Here is a 14761-nt window from a genome sequence, read left to right as displayed (position 1 = left end):
CTAGCTGAGGAGTGACATGCACGTCGAGGAGTGGCTGCAGACGATCCCGGCCGTCTGGGTCTATGTCCTCGTCGGCGCGGTCATCGGGCTGGAGAGCCTGGGGATCCCGCTTCCGGGGGAGATCGTCCTCGTCAGCGCGGCGCTGCTGTCGTCCAAGGGCGTGGTCAGCCCGGTCGTGGTGGGCGTCTGCGCCAGCGCCGGGGCCATCATCGGCGACTCGATCGGCTACTACATCGGGTGGAAGGGCGGCCGGCCGCTGTTCGACCGGCTCGGCCGCCGGTTCCCCAAGCACTTCGGGCCGCCCCACATCGCCAAGGCGGAGCGCCTCTTCGACCGGTGGGGGATGTGGGCGGTGTTCTTCGGCCGGTTCGTGGCCCTGCTGCGCATCCTCGCCGGCCCGCTCGCCGGAGCGCTGCGCATGCCGTACTGGCGGTTCCTGGTCGCGAACGTGCTCGGCGGCATCGTGTGGGCGGGCGGCACGACGACGGCCATCTACTACCTGGGCATCGTGGCCGACAAGTGGCTGAAGGGCTTCTCGTGGGTCGGCCTGGTGGCCGCCCTGCTCTTCGGCCTGGGCACCACGGTGTGGCTCAAGCGGAAGGTCCGGGCGGCCGAGGACGAGCCGGAGTCGGTCAGCGCTCGATGAGCGTGACCTCCAGGGAGTAGTGCGAGGCCCGGTAGAGGTGGGAGCCGTGCTCGACGGCCCGCCCCTGGTCGTCGTACGTCGTGCGGATCATGGTCAGCAGGGGCGCGCCGCGTCGCTCGTCCAGCAGCCGCGCCTCGGTGGGAGTGGCCGCGCGGGCGCCGATCCGCTGGTTCGCCACCCGCATCCGCACCCCGGCGGCGCGCAGCAGCTCGTACAGCCCGCGCTCCTGCAGGGACGTGGCGGACAGGTCGGCGAGGCCGATCGGCAGCCAGTTGTTGAGCAGGGCGAGCGGCTCTCCGGCGGCGTAGCGGAGCCGTTCGATCCGGAGCACCTCGGTGCCCTCGGGCACCGCGAGGACGGCCGCGACGTCCTCGTCGGCGGGTGCGGTCTCGATGGAGAGCACCTGGGTGGCCGGCTCCTGCCCGGCCCGCCGCAGGTCGTCGTACAGGCTGGTGAGCTCGACCGACCGCTTGACCTGGCCGTGGACGACCTGGGTGCCGACGCCGCGCTTGCGGACGAGCAGGCCCTTGTCCACGAGGTACTGGATCGCCTGGCGGATCGTCGGGCGGGAGAGCCCGAGCCGGTCGGCGAGCTGGATCTCGTTGTCGAGCCGAGACCCGGGGGCGAGGTCACCGCGGCGGATCGCCTCCGAGATCTGCTCGGCGACCTGAAAGTAGAGGGGGACGGGGCTCGACCGGTCCAGGTCGATGTCCAGACGCTCGGAAGTCACACGTCGAGATTAGCGGACGTCATAATGTCCTGACGAAGCGGTGTGTCTCGGTTCGTGGCCGCGTGTGCGGTGTGTGGCGCGGCGTCCTCGGCGACGGTGCTGCCGGTGCCGGTTCTGTCGGTGGCGCGGTGTAGAACTTCCCGGGTGACCGTACGACTGACATGGCCTCAGGTACTCGGATGGCGTCTGGAGCGCCAGCTCGTCGCGCCCGCCGCCGGATCCGATCCGGTGGCGATCGCCCGGAGACTGTGCGGAGTACAGGCCCAGGTGGCCTCCTCCGCCGAGCTGGCGCTGGCGGTCCGGTCCGCCGCTCCGCGACCCGGCGCGGTCGACGAGGCGCTGTGGGAGGACCGCACGCTCGTCAGGACCTGGCTGATGCGCGGCACCCTGCACCTGGTGCCGGCGGACGAGCTCCCGGTGTACTGCGCGACGCTCGGCTCGTTGCCGTTCTGGGAGAAGGGGTCGTGGCAGCGGGGGCACGGCGTCACCGCGGCCGACGTTGAGACGATCATCGGGGCGGTGCCCCAGGCGCTCAAGGGGCGTTCCCTCACCCGGGACGAGCTGGTCGAGGCGGTGATCGACCTGACCGGGGCCGCCCACCTGCGCGAGGCGCTGACCTCGGGCTGGGGCGCGCTGCTCAAGCCGGTGAGCTTCCTGGGGGAGTTGTGCCAGGGCCCGGCGCGGGACGGGCGGGTGACCTTCGCCCGGCCCGCCGACCGGGTGCCCGGCTGGCCGGGGGCGCTGCCGTCCGTGGAGGAGGGCGGCAGGAGCCTCGTGCGCGCGTTCCTGGGCGCGCACGGCCCGGCGACCCCCGCGATGTTCGACATCTGGCTGTTGCGGGGAGCCGCCCGCAAGGCGACGCTGCGCGGCTGGTTTCACGACCTCGGTCCCGAGCTCGCCGAGGTCGAGGTGGACGGTGTGCCGATGTTCGCGCTCGCCGAGCACCTGGACGCGCTGGCCGCCGCCCGGCCGTCGGAAGACGTGCACCTGCTGCCCGGGTTCGACCAGTACGTGCTGGGGGCGCCGCGCGACCTGACGGCGCTGCTGCCGGCGGCCGCCCGTGCCAAGGTCAGCCGCGCGGCGGGCTGGATCTCCCCGGTCGTGGTGTACCGGGGGAGGGTGGCCGGGGTGTGGGAGGCGCGCGACGGCCGCCTGACCGCCGACCTCGTCGAGCCGGTGCCGGGAGAGCCGCTGCGGGCGGCCGCCGAACGGATCGCCGCCCTGCTCGGCGGCCCCCTGGAGGTGGCGGTCGGATGACTGCGGTCGCCTGCCCACCGGAGGTCGCCGGAGAGTGGGCGATCAGCGAATCTACATTGTAAAGGCGCTGGGCGCGGGCACCGCCGGTCTCCGCACTAGGCTGGCGGAATGCCCTCCTATCTCACCGTCACCGGCCCCGTGGAGCATGAGACCGAGGTCCGCCGCTCGCGGTTCATCTGCGCGCTGGCCCCGGTCGGTACGGAGGAGGAGGCGCGGGCGTTCATCGCCGAGCGCAGGAGGTTGTACGGCGACGCCACCCACAACTGCACGGCGTACGTGCTGGGGGACCGGGTGCAGAAGGCCGACGACGACGGGGAGCCGGGCGGCACGGCCGGGACCCCGATGCTGGAGGTGCTGAACCGGCGCGGCTTCGCCGACGTCGTGGCCGTGGTCACGCGCTACTTCGGCGGGATCCTGCTGGGCGCGGGCGGCCTCGTCAGGGCGTACGGCGGGGCGGTGGGCGAGGCGCTCGACCGGGCGGTGAGCGTGCGCATGGTGCCCGCGACGATCATGTCGGTGGTGATCGACCACGCGCACGCCGGACGGCTGGAGAACGACCTGCGCGTCTCGCCGTACCCGGTGCGGGCCGTGGACTATGGCGCGGACGTCACCTTCGAGGTGGCGGTGGCCGACGGCGCACTGGACGGCTTCGCCGGCTGGCTCGCGGGCGTGACCGCGGGCCGCGCCATCGCCCTCCCGGGGGAGGGGGTCCACCTCAGGGAGGACGGCCCCCCGCTCGGGTCCGTGCAGCCGGCCCCGAAGTAACTCTCTGGGCGCCGCGGATCGCGGCGACGGCGCCGCGGGTCGCGACGATGCCGCTGGCGGTCTGGTCGTGGTGCCGGGTGGGGTTCTCAAGGTCGGATTCACCGCTGCGACCGACAGTCATGCCGATCGCGTCAGGGGCTCTCGATCGGATCGGAGACCTGCCCGCCGTTCTCGTCGTGCGAGGCCTTGTGTCGTGAGGCCCGCACCACGATCTGTTCGGTGTCCTTGTCGCGAGTCACCCAGAGGTAGACCAGCGCGCCGATGAACAACACGATCGAGGTCCACTGGTTGATCCGCAGCCCCAGGAGCGTCACCGCGTGGTCCACCCCGCCGACCGGGTCGATCCGCAGCCCCTCGATCCAGAACCGCCCGAACGTGTAGCCGGCGACGTAGAGGGCGAACAGGCGGCCGTGGCGCAGCGTGGACCGCCTGCCCGCCAGGATCAGTCCGAAACCGAGCGCCGCGTCCCACAGCGACTCGTACAGGAACGTCGGGTGGTAGAGCACGCCTGGCTCGCCGCCGTGCGCCTGGTCGATCTCCAGGCCCCACGGCAACGTGGTCGGACTGCCGTACAGCTCCTGGTTGAACCAGTTGCCCCAGCGGGCGATCGCCTGCCCGAACGCGATGCCGGGCGCGACCGTGTCGGCCACGGCGCTCAGGGACAGCCCCCGGCGTCGGCAGGCCAGCCACATGCCCAGGCCTCCCAGGGCGACCGCGCCCCAGATGCTGAGCCCGCCTTCCCAGACGAACAGCACCTGGTAGGGCTCCTTGATCGCGTGCGGGCCGAAATAGGTCTGCCAGTCGGTGATGACGTGGTAGAGGCGAGCCCCGATCAGGCCGAAGATCACCGCGGGGACGGAGATGTCGCCGATCGTGCCCTTCTCGCCGCCGCGGGCTCGCCAGCGGCGCTCGCTCAGCCAGATGCCGAAGCCGATCGCGATGATGAAGCACAGTGCGTAGGCCCGGATCGGGATGAATCCGAGATGCCAGACCCCTTCGGAAGGGCTGGGAATCGAAGCGAGAGGCATGCCGGTGAGGCTAGCCAACGCGAGGCCACGTGGCCGCCTTCCTGACCTCATCGCGAACCTTCCGCGACGTTACCTGGCGTAGCCGAGCCGGTGCGGCATCCGACGGCCGTTCGGTCGCCGCCCAACCCCGCCGCCGCCCGGTGAGCCGGGGCACGAGTGGCGCCGCGACTACGGAGGGTTGCTTCGGGGCCGGTGACACGGGCCCGAGTGGGCCCGGGACGCGCCGGTCAGCTCTCCAGGGCGTACCGCATGACGCGGAACTTCGCCTGCGCCTCGGCCAGCTCGGCGACCGGGTCGGAGTCGCCCATGATGCCGCACCCGGCGAACAGGCGGGCGCGGTTGCCGGTGATCTGCGCGCAGCGGAGCGCGATGCCCCACTCGCCGTCGCCTCCGGCGTCGATCCAGCCGACCGGCCCGGCGTAGCCGGCGCGGTCCATGCCCTCCAGCTCGCGGATGACGTCGAGTGCGACGCCGGTGGGGGTGCCGCCGACCGCGGCGGTCGGGTGCATCGCGGCCACCACGTCGAGCACGGAGGCGCCGTCCGACAGCCGCCCGGTCACCCGGCTGGCGAGGTGCTGCACGTTGGGGAGCACGAGCAGCTCGGGCTCGTCGGGCACGTCGAGCGCCGAGCACAGGGGGGCGAGCGCCTCCCTGACGGAGCTGACCGCGCAGACGTGCTCGTACCGGTCCTTGGAGGAGGCGTAGAGCGCGGCGCCGCGGGCCAGGTCGTCGGCCTCGTCCTCGCCGCGCGGGGTGGTGCCCGCGAGGACGAGCGACTCGATGGCGTTGCCCCGGTGGCGTACCAGCAGCTCCGGGGTGGCGCCGGTGAAGCCGTCGACCGAGAACGTGTAGCACTCGGGATAGCGGGCCGACAACCGGGACAGCAGGACGCGGACGTCGATGTCGTTCTCGGCGACGGCGGTCAGGTCCCGGGCCAGGACGACCTTGTCGAGCCTGCCGTCGTTGATCTGCCGCACCGCGCGCGCCACGGCGTGCTGCCACTCGGGCGCGGTGAGCGACCCGTCGCCGTACCGGATGCGGCCGGGAGGGGCGGGCGCGGCCGGCGAGGCCGGGAGGACGGGCGGCCGGTCGGCGCCGATCGTGGTGAGCCAGGCGCGGCCGCCCCTGCGGGCGAGCACCACGCGCGGGACGACCAGCGTCGAGCCGGGGGCGTCGGCCTCGAAGGTGAACGAGCCGAACGCGACGGGCCCGGACCCGGGCGCCTCCACGTCGTCGTCGATGCGCGCGTCCGCGAAGAGCGCCGACACCCAGTCGCGGGCCCAGCGGAACCGGTCGGGGCCCGGGGGGATCGCGGCCCGGGCGGCCTCGCCCCAGCCGACCAGCCCTTCGCCGTGCCGGATCCACGCGTACGGCGCCGCGTCAGGGAGGCAGGAGACGAGGTCTCCGGGATCGCTGACGGGGACCGTGCGCACCACGAGGGGGCGGATGAGAGCGACACTCACTTGAACCACTTTACGCAGAAACTGAACGCGTTCGACATGAGCCCCCCTGGCCGGGCCCCCTGTCAAGCCGTGATAGGAAGTCGGTCACATAAGGCACGGCTTCCCCAGAGGTGATGGAGCAAGCCCGGCCGGGCTCTCTACCTTTGGCCGCATGAAGATCGCGTCCATTCTCGCCGCCGCGGCCCTGCTGCCTCCGGGTTCGGCGCACGCCCCGACCGCCCCGATGGTGATGGCGGCGCTGGGCGACTCCATCAGTTCGGGGTTCAACGCCTGCGGCTGGTACGTCTCCTGCGCGTCCCGGTCCTGGTCCACCGGCGACGACGCCGGGGTGAACAGCCACTACCTGCGGCTGCGCGCGCTCGTCCCGGGGATCGGGGGGCACAACGTGAACCTCGCCGTCCCGGGCTCGACCAGCGCGGACCTGCCCGGCCAGGCCCGTGCCGCGGTCGAGAAGGGCGCCGGCTACGTCACGGTCCTGATCGGCGCGCAGGACGCGTGCGTGGGCTCGGAGTCGGAGATGACCCCTGTCGCGGTCTTCGAACGGCGGGTGCGCGAGGCCCTCGCCGTGCTCCGGCCCACCGGCGCGAGGGTGTTCGTCGGCAGCATCCCCGACCTGCGCCGGCTGTGGTCGGTGGGGAGGACGAGCACGCTGGCGCGGACCTTCTGGACGGTCGGGCACATCTGCCCGTCGATGCTCGCCGACCCCGATTCGTCGGCCAGGAAGGACCGGCTGCGGCGGGACCGGGTGCGCGCCCAGGTCATCGCGTACAACGACGCCCTGGAGAAGGCCTGCCTCGCGTACGGCCCGGCCTGCCGTTACGACGGCGGCGCGGTGTTCTCCTTCCCGTACACGCTGCGGCATGTGAGCGCGTGGGACTACTTCCACCCGAGCGGGGAGGGGCAGCGCGCACTGGCCGAGGTGACGTTCGAGGCGGCGTTCCCGGCGGGCGCCGCCGCCCTGGTGCCGTCCGGAGCCGGGGCGGCCTGATCGCCGTCCGGCCGTCGGCTCCGCCGCGCCGGGCCCGTCCCGGGTCCCCCTCCCGCGAGCCGCCCGGGAAGTCTCAGAGCCAGCCGTCGTGCCTGGCCTGCCGCGCCGCCTCGATCCGGTTGCGGGTGCTGTGCCGGGCCGTCCGAACCACGACGGGCATGACGACGCCGAAGACGATGTAGCCGCCGTCCCTGAGGGACCTGACGAGTTCGAGCCGGATGTAGCCGGGCATCAGGCGTCCTCCTTCACGGGAGCCCCGCCGGGACGGGTCCTGTCGGTGGTGAGGGCGACGAAGGCCTCCTCCAGGTAGTGCGTGGAGAACAGGATCGTCCTGCCGCGCTCGGCGAAGCCCCGCATGGGCGCCCACAGCTCCCGCCTGGCCTCGACGTCCAGGACGGCGGTCGGCTCGTCGAGGACGATCAGCTAGGGGTCGCCCGCGATCGCCATCGCGAACCGCACCCGCTGCGCCTGGCCGCCGGAGAGCCGGTCCACCCGCCGGTCGGCCAGCGCGGTGAGCCGGGCGAGGGCGAGGATCCGGTCGAGCGGGAGCGGCTCGCGATAGGTCCGGGAGACGAAGGTGAGCAGTTCGCGCACCGTGACCCTCGCGATGATCCCGCCCTCCTGCGGCATGGCGCCGACCCTGCCCTGCCGTACGGCGCGCTCGGGGTCGCCGCCGAACAGGGAGACCGTGCCGGAGTCGGGCGGGAACAACCCGAGGAGCACGCCGATGGTGGTGGACTTGCCCGCGCCGTTGGGGCCGAGGAGCGCCACGGTCCGGCCCCGGGGGAGGGAGAGCGTCAGGCCGTCCACGGCCCGGGTGGCCCCGAACGTCTTGGTGACGTTCTCCAGAGATGCCGTGCTTTCCGTGTTTTCCCTGGTCGGAACGCTACGAAGACACGGCCGGCGCACGTAGATCGAAGCATCCGGAATCGGACGGGACAAATGTCCCGGGCGTGGACCGGCCGCGCGCGAGGGGGGCTTCGGAGGTCAGCCCCCAGGCGTGATCTCGGCGAGAACCGCGGCCGTGTCCACCGGGCGGGAGAACATCGGCCAGTGGCCGGTCGGCACCTCGCGCAGCTCCCATTCGGGCCCGGCGAGCGCGGCGAAGAGCGGGTGCCCCTGGGCGATCAGCGCCCTGACCTGGTCGAGGGGGAACGACGAGCTGACCAGGGTTTTGGGCAGCCGGTCGAACGCCCCCGTGAGACGGATCGGCTCGTTGATCGTGCCGAGCGGGTGGGCGGTCGCCCGCGCGCGCATCAGCTCGCGCTCCGCCGGGCCGAGCCCCTCGAGGCTCGCTCCCGACGCCTCGAGGTCCTCCCAGGACGGGAAGGGGTAGCGCCAGCCGTCCGACCGGGCCTCGACGAACTCGCGACCGGACATCTCGATCGGCGCCACGCCGTCGGGGACGGGCCCGCCGTCCAGGTAGACCACCCGCCCGATGCGGTCGGGGACCCGGTCCGCCGCGGCGGTCACCGCCGCGCCGCCCAGGCTGTGCCCGACGAGCACCACATCACGCAGATCCTCGTACCGGATCAGGTTGACGATGTCGTCGGCGTGGGTGTCGAGCGTCAGCTCGGGCGAGGCCAGGTGGGACCGGTCGGCGAGACCGGTGAGCGTGAGGGGGTGGACGGTGTGGCCGCTCGCGCGCAGGGAGGACGCGACGCCCTGCCACGCCCACGCGCCGAGCCAGAGTCCGGGAACCAGCACATAAGTCGTCATGGCTCGAAGCTAACGGCATATCAGGGCAGAATCGGTCCTGATATGTCAACGAATCGTGTTCTGGCGTTCCTCGAACTGCTCCAGGCCCGTCCGGGCCTCACCGGGCGCGAGCTCGCCGCCCGGCTGGAGGTGGACGAGCGCACCATCCGCCGCTATGTCGTACGGCTCGGCGAGCTGGGCCTGCCGGTCGAGGCGGAGCGGGGCCGGTACGGCGGGTACCGGCTGCGCCCCGGATACAAGCTGCCGCCGCTGATGTTCGGGGACGACGAGGCGGCCGCCGTCGTGCTCGGCCTGCTCGCGGGCCGCCGTACCGGCCTGTCCGTGGGGGAGACCGCGACCGAGAGCGCCCTGGCCAAGATCCGGCGGGTGCTGCCGGAGGCGCTGCGCGAGCGGGTGCGCGCGATCGAGGAGACGGTGGAGGTGACGTCGCGGGCGGCCGAGGCTCCCCGCCCCGACGCGGCCGCGCTGCTCACGCTCGCCGACGCGGCGCGCCGTCGCCGCCGGGTGCGGATCGTGTACCGGTCGTACCGGGGGAGCGAGAGCGAGCGGGAGCTCGACCCCTACGGGCTGGTGTTCCACTCCGGCCGGTGGTACGTGACGGGCCACGACCAGCGGAGCGGGGAGGTGCGGACCTTCCGCGTGGACCGGGTGTCGCGCGCGGACGCCACCGGGGAGCGGTTCCCGGCCCCGGCCGCCGGGTTCGACCCGGCGACGCACGTGCTGGAGTCCCTGGCGGGCGTGCCGTACGCGCACGAGGTGGAGGTCGTGCTGGCGGCGAGCCTGGAGGAGGCGCGCCGCCGGCTCCCGCCGGCGGTGGCGACGCTCGCTCCGGTGGAGGAACCCGGCGCCGAGGGCGGGGCCGGCGGCGGAGTGCGGGTGATCGCGCGGGCCGAGCGGCTGGACGGCATGGCCCGGCTGCTCGCGGGGCTCGGCTGGCGCTTCACCGTCATCAGGCCGGACGAGCTGCGCGACGAGGTGCGCGCCCTCGCTCAGCTGCTGCTCGCCGATTCCTGACTCCCGGCCGGGCCCCGCGCCGCCAGGGTCACCAGCCGAGCTCGTCGCAGCCGAGATGATCCGCGGGCTCGACCTGGAGGGTCGCGTGCGCGATGCCGTGCCGGGCGCGCAGCAGGTGGCGCGCCTCGTCGAGCACGGCGTGGTTGCGGGACTGGTCGTCGGTGACCAGGTGGACGGTGGCTGCATCCCGGAGGTCAGCGTCCACAGGTGCAGGTCGTGGACGTCCCGGACGCCGTCGATGGCGGCGAGGTCGCCCGCGACGAGCGCCGGTTCGGGGCCCGCCGGGACGTGCTGCCCGAGCACCGCGAAGACCTGCCGCCCCAGCGAGACGGCCCGTACGGCGACGAAGGCGCCGATGGCCAGGGCGACCAGCGTGTCCCAGACGGGACTGCCGGTGGCGGCGACCAGCCACCCGGCGGCGATCACGCCGATGGAGCCGACGGTGTCGGCCAGGACCTCCAGGTAGGCGCCCTTGACGTTCAGGCTCTCCGACGCCCCCGCCCGGAGCAGCAGCAACGCGGCGAGGTTGACGGCCAGCCCCAGTGCCCCCACGACGAGCATCGGCCCGGAGGAGACCTCGGCGGCGGCGCCGATCCGGCCCACGGCCTCGGCGACGACGTACACCGAGACGGCGAGCATGAGCGCGACCGCGAGCAGCGAGGCGAAGACCTCCGCGCGATAGGAGCCGTAGGTGCGGCGTGCCCGTGTCCCGCGCCCATCAGGCGTCCGCGCCGGGCTCGGGGCGGACCGGCAACGTGTGCTCGGTGTGCGCCATGGCCAGGTCGAGGAGCATCCGCACGTGGGCGTCCTCCAGCCGGTAGTACGCCATCCGGCCCGCGCGGCGGCTCGTCACCACCCGGTGGGCGCGCAACAGCCGCAGCGCGTGCGACACCGCGGACTCGCTCTGCCCCGTCACCGCGGCCAGGTCGCACACGCACAGCTCGCCGTCGAGCAGGGCGAGCAGGAGGCGCAGCCGTCCGGGGTCCGACAGCAGCCCGAACACCTCGGCGGTGCCGGCCAGGTCGTCGGCGGCCGGCATCCGCTCGCGGACCGCCGCCACCCTGGGAGCGTCCACCACGCGCACGGTGCACCCGTCGATGACCGCCACTCGCTCATTTGAAGAAGTATTCATATGAGCAACGATATTGGACGCGCGCCTCGCCCTGTCAACCGCCCCCTGATCGACCGGCCGGGTTCACTCCGGCGTGCCACCGCCCGGGGCGCCGCCCGCGGCTCCCGCGTACCGGGAAAGACCGGCGTGGCGCCGCCGGACGCGCGTCCGGCGGCGCTCGTCCCGGTTCAACGGCCGACGTGTCCGTTCCGGGCCGTTCATGTGTATGCGTCGATCGAGTTCAGGACGGGTACGGCGGCTGGTTCTCGGGGGGAACGCCGCCTCCCTTGCCGCCGCCCTTCTTGCCCTTGTCCATGCCGTGCGGGCGGCCCTTGCGCACCTTTCCGACGCCGGACCGCGCCTTGGCCTCCGCCGCGTTCTGAGTGGTGCCGCCGCGCTCGGACCTGCGCGCCTCCGGCTGCTGTGGCTGGCCCATGCTCCCTCCCGAGCTGCCGTTTCCTCCACCCCGTGGAGTACGGATCCACCTGCCCTCCGGTGGGAGCGCCATGCGCTCTTCGGTCAGGCGTGGGCGGCGACCGGGCGGGCGGCCGCCTTCTTCTCCTCGGTGAACGTCTTCAGCCGCATCAGGTCCTGCCGGAGCTTGTGGACGGGGTCCACGCCCAGCAGCTTGGCCACGGTGTGGCCGATCGCCCCGACCGCCGGGTTGTAGGCCATCTGCACCTGCACGCGGGTGCGGCCCTCGGTGTCGGAGGTGAGTCGCAGCGCCCCGGTGTGCGCGAAGAGCTGCCCCTCCACGGTCTTCCAGGCGATCTCCCGGCCCTCCTCGCGCCGGGTCTCCACCGCGTCGAAGCGGATGCACGTCCCGGCGGGGCCCGCGACCACCCAGTGGGACCGGCCTTCGCCGAGGAGCCGGATCTCGCGGACATCAGGCATGATCTCCGCGAGGAGCCGGTAGTCGCTCACCAGCGCCCAGACGTCCTCAGGAGAGGCCGCGATGGAGATCGCGTCCTGGAGGTCGACGGCGCGCCGCCCGGAGCCGATCCCGGTGAGCCGCCGAAGCGGGAGGTTCGTGACCGCGCGTACGGCCAAAACCGCGCAGGCGGAGCGTGCCGCCCACGAGAGCGGCCGCGGGAGCCTGCCGCCCAGTCCCCACATCAGAGCGGCGCAGCAGCCGACGACCAACCGTGCGCTCGGCGACCAGCGCTGCTGCAGCAACTCCGGCACCGGCCTCCTCGGCCGGGACGAGCCCTGCAACCCCGGGGTGTCCCCGGCCTCGCGATGGGTCCTCCAGGGGGTGTCCACCCGCTTGACCCCCGCGACCCGGCGCACCGCCCGGCGGGCCCGCTGCTGCTCCGCGCTCAGGATGTCCCCGGCCAGCGTCACGACGCCGCCGTCGACGTGGACCTCCACCGCGTGCGGGTGCGAGACGTACCGGCCGAGCTGCGCCCGCACACGTTCATAGAGCACGCGGTCGTCCACGCCGGATCTCCCGGTCACGCGATGCCGCGCCCCGGCGAGAGCGCCGCGCCCCCGCTTGGGCAGGTCGCTGGCGAGGACGGCGACGCCGCCGTACATCTTGTGCGTCGCGTGGGCGGCCTTGTCGCGGACCCGCGCCCGGCGCGTGCGGCCCCGGTCGGGGTCGCAGAGGTACTGGATCGCCGCGCCCGCGCAGACGCCCGCGCCGGCGGCCCCGAGGGTCCGGCGCAGCGGTGACCGCTCCACGAACACGACTCCGGTGTAGCGGTCCCGCCGAGGATGAGCTGAAGTACGCATAATGATCATGCCTCCCTCGCTGCCCTCAGCCTCCTTCGTTCGCTCGTGGCCCTCTACCCGGCGGGTCGCGGACGATTCACCCGGGCGTGTCGGCGCGCCCGTCTCACCTGGGCCGTCTCACTGGGCCGTCTCGGCGCGGCCGTCTTACCGGGGGCGTCGTGTCGGGGCGGGCAGGTCACGCGCCGCGCTCTGATCCGGGCGATCGGGTGCGGCTCCGTCCCGGCGCAGGCCGTCCAGGAGATCCTCCCAGCGCGCGCCGACGACCTCCAGGTCGTAGCGGGCGGCCTTCTCCACCGCGTTGGCGCCGAATCTGCGGCGCAGGTCCTCGTCCTCGATGAGGGTGCAGATCGCGTCGGCCATCGCGTGGATCTTCTCCGGCTTGACGAGCAGGCCGTCGTGGCCGTGGGTGATCAGCTCGGCGGGGCCGGTGGGGCAGTCGTAGCTCACCACCGGCACGCCCTTGCTCATCGCCTCGAGGATGACCATCGGCATCCCCTCGCCCCGGGAGCTGAGCACGTAGATCGACGACCGAGCGAGTTCGCCGCCGACGTCGCCGACCGACCCCATGAGCAGCACCTTTCCGGTCAGCTCCCGCTTGTCGATCTGCGCCTGCAGCTTCTCGCGGCGCGGCCCGTCGCCGAAGACGCGCAGGGTCCAGTCGGGGTAGCGGGCCGCCACGTGCGCCCAGGCGCGGATCAGCAGGTCGTAGCCCTTGCCGTAGGTGAGCCGGCCGACGGCGACGACCGTCTTCTCGGTGAGCGCGGAGAGGCCCCCTTCCAGCCGTGTCACGGCGTTCGGCACCTGGGCGAGCAGGCGCGGCCGCGTCTTGAGCGCCCGTTCGTACGCCCGCAGGTCGGTCTCGGTCAGGGTGACCACCGCGTCGAGCCTGCCGTACCGGCGGGCGATCTGCTTGCGCACCTCCGGACCGTGGCCGCCGAGATTCCCGTGCTCCTGCGCGATCGTGATGATCTCCGGGGGAGCGACCAGCGACATGATCAGGTTCAGGCCGGGCCGGGTCCCGATGAGCACCCCGCGCCGCCGCCCCCGGATGTAGCGGATGAGTTTGAGATCGGTGCGCAATGTGAACCAGTGGTGGGCGGCCTCCTCCTTCGGCACCAGCCTGCTGGGGAAACGGGACAGCAGGCCCTTCCGCTTGGGGATCCGGTCGTCCAGGTATCGGATCCGCACACCTGGGGGAACGGGGAAGAAGGGCTCTTCGCGCTCGCGGACCACGCTCACGATTTCGACGTCGTGCTCCCTCGCCAGATATCCGGCGAGGTTGAACACCGTGCGGATCGTGCCGCCCATCCCGTTCGCGTGGAGCAGGAGGATGCGCACCTCATGGGTATTTCGCGGTTCGGCGCGCCGAAGGCGTCTTCTGTCACTCGTAGTCCGTATTTGAACCACGAAACGTCGCAATAACCCCTTAAGCGACAAAATATGTCCCCGTCCTATTTCGGTTTTTACCCCTATTTCCTAGGACGAGTTAGGAAGTGCCTACGTTGATGTGATCTGTATCACATCAATCGCCAGACGGTCGTGCGCTTGTACGGAACGTCCTCAAGCGCGGCGGGGACCAGGTGGACGCTCGCCGGCGCGAACAGGTGGCGCGGGAGATAGGAGCAGGCGCGCTCGGGATCCCCCACGAGCACCGTCCGCCCGGCGGCGCCCGTGCCGGCCGCCGGACGTGCTCGCAGGAGGAACGGCATCACCCGCTCGGTGAGCGGGGCGTCGTAGAAGGCGTCGCCGGCCAGCACCACGTCCTCGCGCGGCGTCGTGGCGAGGATGTCGCCCCGGCGCACGGTCACGGCGGCGCCGTTGGCGCGGGCGTTGAGCACGATCGCCGCCATGGCGTGCGGGTCGACGTCGTTGGCGACCACCCGGGCCGCGCCCGCCATCGCGGCGGCGACGGCGACCAGGCCCGAGCCCGAGGCGAGGTCCAGCACGGTGCGGCCCCTGACCAGCTCGGGATGGTCGAGCACGTGACGGGCCAGCGCCTGCCCGCCCGCCCACGCGTACGCCCAGTACGGCAGGCCGCCGGTGCGCTCCCAGAGCCCGAACACCGCGTCCTGCTCCTCGTCCGGCGCCAGGTGCAGCCGGATCTCCGGGACGTACGGCACGGCCACGAGCCGCGTGTGCTCCCGCACCAGATCCTCCATGCCCGCACCTCCCCGCCTATTGTCGGGCAGCGCGGACGCCCGGCCGCCGCCTCGCGGAGACGCCGTGGACGGCGCGGGCCGGAGCGGCCGGTGTCACAGCAGGGAGAGCTGCTCCGGGGCGGCGGGCGGCCGGGGCCGCTCCCGGGC

18 protein-coding genes and 1 pseudogene are annotated in these 14761 nt (G+C 73.0%); 5 read left to right on the top strand and 14 right to left on the bottom strand.

Annotated features, from left to right (window positions below; genetic code table 11):
- The first annotated feature begins 16 nt into the window (after positions 1-16).
- Positions 17-646 carry a DedA family protein gene (locus AWQ70_RS32255; protein WP_067184792.1) on the top strand — a complete coding sequence of 210 codons (630 nt, stop codon included), beginning with the start codon at positions 17-19 and terminating at the stop codon, positions 644-646.
- Here AWQ70_RS32255 and AWQ70_RS32250 read toward each other — a convergent pair.
- Positions 633-1376, bottom strand: coding sequence for a GntR family transcriptional regulator (locus AWQ70_RS32250; RefSeq protein WP_067184789.1), 744 nt, complete (start codon positions 1374-1376; stop codon positions 633-635). The genes AWQ70_RS32255 and AWQ70_RS32250 overlap by 14 nt on opposite strands.
- A 144-nt stretch (positions 1377-1520) precedes the next feature.
- On the opposite strand from AWQ70_RS32250, the gene AWQ70_RS32245 reads away from it, so the two are divergent.
- Together AWQ70_RS32245 and AWQ70_RS32240 are read left to right on the top strand one after the other, a co-directional pair.
- Positions 1521-2633: a winged helix DNA-binding domain-containing protein gene (locus AWQ70_RS32245; RefSeq protein WP_084518051.1), complete on the top strand. Its 1113-nt coding sequence runs from the start codon at positions 1521-1523 to the stop codon at positions 2631-2633.
- Positions 2634-2741: 108 nt separating this feature from the next.
- Entirely contained in the window at positions 2742-3398 is a 657-nt protein-coding gene (locus tag AWQ70_RS32240; RefSeq protein ID WP_067184785.1) for a YigZ family protein, read from the top strand.
- A gap of 131 nt (positions 3399-3529) precedes the next feature.
- Here AWQ70_RS32240 and lgt read toward each other — a convergent pair whose 3' ends face one another.
- On the bottom strand, positions 3530-4426 hold the full coding sequence (lgt, locus tag AWQ70_RS32235; RefSeq protein WP_084518050.1) for a prolipoprotein diacylglyceryl transferase: 897 nt from the start codon (positions 4424-4426) through the stop codon (positions 3530-3532).
- Positions 4427-4653: 227 nt separating this feature from the next.
- Complete coding sequence (locus AWQ70_RS32230; protein ID WP_067184782.1) at positions 4654-5889, bottom strand: isochorismate synthase; 1236 nt, start codon at positions 5887-5889, stop codon at positions 4654-4656.
- 151 nt (positions 5890-6040) lie between these two features.
- Here AWQ70_RS32230 and AWQ70_RS32225 point away from each other — a divergent pair, with 151 nt between their 5' ends.
- Positions 6041-6877: an SGNH/GDSL hydrolase family protein gene (locus AWQ70_RS32225; RefSeq protein WP_067184780.1), complete on the top strand. Its 837-nt coding sequence runs from the start codon at positions 6041-6043 to the stop codon at positions 6875-6877.
- A gap of 73 nt (positions 6878-6950) precedes the next feature.
- On the opposite strand, the gene AWQ70_RS39495 is transcribed toward AWQ70_RS32225, so the two are convergent.
- From AWQ70_RS39495 to AWQ70_RS32215, 4 genes are all read right to left on the bottom strand, one after another.
- A complete protein-coding gene (locus AWQ70_RS39495; protein ID WP_157530730.1) occupies positions 6951-7109 on the bottom strand; it encodes a hypothetical protein in 159 nt (52 codons plus the stop codon).
- The gene (locus tag AWQ70_RS42170; RefSeq protein WP_281197158.1) at positions 7109-7234 is read right to left on the bottom strand and encodes a hypothetical protein; all 126 of its coding nucleotides are present in this window, start codon (positions 7232-7234) and stop codon (positions 7109-7111) included. Before AWQ70_RS42170 ends, AWQ70_RS39495 begins: the two co-directional genes overlap by 1 nt.
- A gap of 66 nt (positions 7235-7300) precedes the next feature.
- Entirely contained in the window at positions 7301-7687 is a 387-nt protein-coding gene (locus tag AWQ70_RS41685) for an ATP-binding cassette domain-containing protein (protein ID WP_245647244.1), read from the bottom strand.
- 177 nt (positions 7688-7864) lie between these two features.
- Entirely contained in the window at positions 7865-8596 is a 732-nt protein-coding gene (locus AWQ70_RS32215) for an alpha/beta fold hydrolase (protein WP_067184777.1), read from the bottom strand.
- Positions 8597-8638: 42 nt separating this feature from the next.
- On the opposite strand from AWQ70_RS32215, the gene AWQ70_RS32210 reads away from it, so the two are divergent.
- Complete coding sequence (locus tag AWQ70_RS32210) at positions 8639-9610, top strand: helix-turn-helix transcriptional regulator (RefSeq protein WP_067184774.1); 972 nt, start codon at positions 8639-8641, stop codon at positions 9608-9610.
- 28 nt (positions 9611-9638) lie between these two features.
- Here the strand turns inward: AWQ70_RS32210 and AWQ70_RS41680 are convergent, their stop codons facing one another.
- From AWQ70_RS41680 to AWQ70_RS32180, 7 genes and pseudogenes are all read right to left on the bottom strand, one after another.
- Positions 9639-9815 (bottom strand): cation transporter dimerization domain-containing protein, encoded by a 177-nt coding sequence (locus tag AWQ70_RS41680; RefSeq protein WP_245647243.1) that lies wholly within the window; start codon positions 9813-9815, stop codon positions 9639-9641.
- A 38-nt stretch (positions 9816-9853) separates the two neighbouring features.
- Positions 9854-10267 (bottom strand): annotated as a pseudogene (locus tag AWQ70_RS41675) (cation efflux transmembrane domain-containing protein); the annotation flags it as partial.
- Positions 10268-10328: 61 nt separating this feature from the next.
- A complete protein-coding gene (locus tag AWQ70_RS32200) occupies positions 10329-10718 on the bottom strand; it encodes an ArsR/SmtB family transcription factor (protein ID WP_281197157.1) in 390 nt (129 codons plus the stop codon).
- Positions 10719-10962: 244 nt separating this feature from the next.
- A complete protein-coding gene (locus tag AWQ70_RS32195) occupies positions 10963-11157 on the bottom strand; it encodes a hypothetical protein (RefSeq protein ID WP_067184768.1) in 195 nt (64 codons plus the stop codon).
- A gap of 83 nt (positions 11158-11240) precedes the next feature.
- Entirely contained in the window at positions 11241-12455 is a 1215-nt protein-coding gene (locus AWQ70_RS32190; protein ID WP_157530728.1) for an SRPBCC family protein, read from the bottom strand.
- Between the two features lie 144 nt (positions 12456-12599).
- Complete coding sequence (locus tag AWQ70_RS32185; RefSeq protein WP_245647242.1) at positions 12600-13793, bottom strand: glycosyltransferase family 4 protein; 1194 nt, start codon at positions 13791-13793, stop codon at positions 12600-12602.
- Positions 13794-13972: 179 nt separating this feature from the next.
- On the bottom strand, positions 13973-14614 hold the full coding sequence (locus AWQ70_RS32180; RefSeq protein ID WP_067184759.1) for a class I SAM-dependent methyltransferase: 642 nt from the start codon (positions 14612-14614) through the stop codon (positions 13973-13975).
- Positions 14615-14761: the final 147 nt, after the last annotated feature.

This window comes from Microtetraspora niveoalba (assembly GCF_001570405.1).
In the GTDB taxonomy this organism is placed as follows: Bacteria; Actinomycetota; Actinomycetes; order Streptosporangiales; family Streptosporangiaceae; genus Microtetraspora; species Microtetraspora niveoalba.
Note: the sequence above shows the minus strand (reverse complement) of the source record. Positions and strands in the feature narration are given on the sequence as shown.

Bases quoted from the DNA above. Each gene is read 5' to 3' on its own strand.
- AWQ70_RS32255 (WP_067184792.1), top strand. From the start codon at position 17: ATGCACGTCGAGGAGTGGCTGCAGACGATCCCGGCCGTCTGGGTCTAT.
- AWQ70_RS32240 (WP_067184785.1), top strand. From the start codon at position 2,742: ATGCCCTCCTATCTCACCGTCACCGGCCCCGTGGAGCATGAGACCGAG.
- lgt (WP_084518050.1), bottom strand. From the start codon at position 4,426: ATGCCTCTCGCTTCGATTCCCAGCCCTTCCGAAGGGGTCTGGCATCTC.
- AWQ70_RS32225 (WP_067184780.1), top strand. From the start codon at position 6,041: ATGAAGATCGCGTCCATTCTCGCCGCCGCGGCCCTGCTGCCTCCGGGT.
- AWQ70_RS39495 (WP_157530730.1), bottom strand. From the start codon at position 7,109: ATGCCCGGCTACATCCGGCTCGAACTCGTCAGGTCCCTCAGGGACGGC.
- AWQ70_RS42170 (WP_281197158.1), bottom strand. From the start codon at position 7,234: ATGCGGGGCTTCGCCGAGCGCGGCAGGACGATCCTGTTCTCCACGCAC.
- AWQ70_RS32215 (WP_067184777.1), bottom strand. From the start codon at position 8,596: ATGACGACTTATGTGCTGGTTCCCGGACTCTGGCTCGGCGCGTGGGCG.
- AWQ70_RS32210 (WP_067184774.1), top strand. From the start codon at position 8,639: ATGTCAACGAATCGTGTTCTGGCGTTCCTCGAACTGCTCCAGGCCCGT.
- AWQ70_RS32195 (WP_067184768.1), bottom strand. From the start codon at position 11,157: ATGGGCCAGCCACAGCAGCCGGAGGCGCGCAGGTCCGAGCGCGGCGGC.
- AWQ70_RS32190 (WP_157530728.1), bottom strand. From the start codon at position 12,455: ATGCGTACTTCAGCTCATCCTCGGCGGGACCGCTACACCGGAGTCGTG.
- AWQ70_RS32180 (WP_067184759.1), bottom strand. From the start codon at position 14,614: ATGGAGGATCTGGTGCGGGAGCACACGCGGCTCGTGGCCGTGCCGTAC.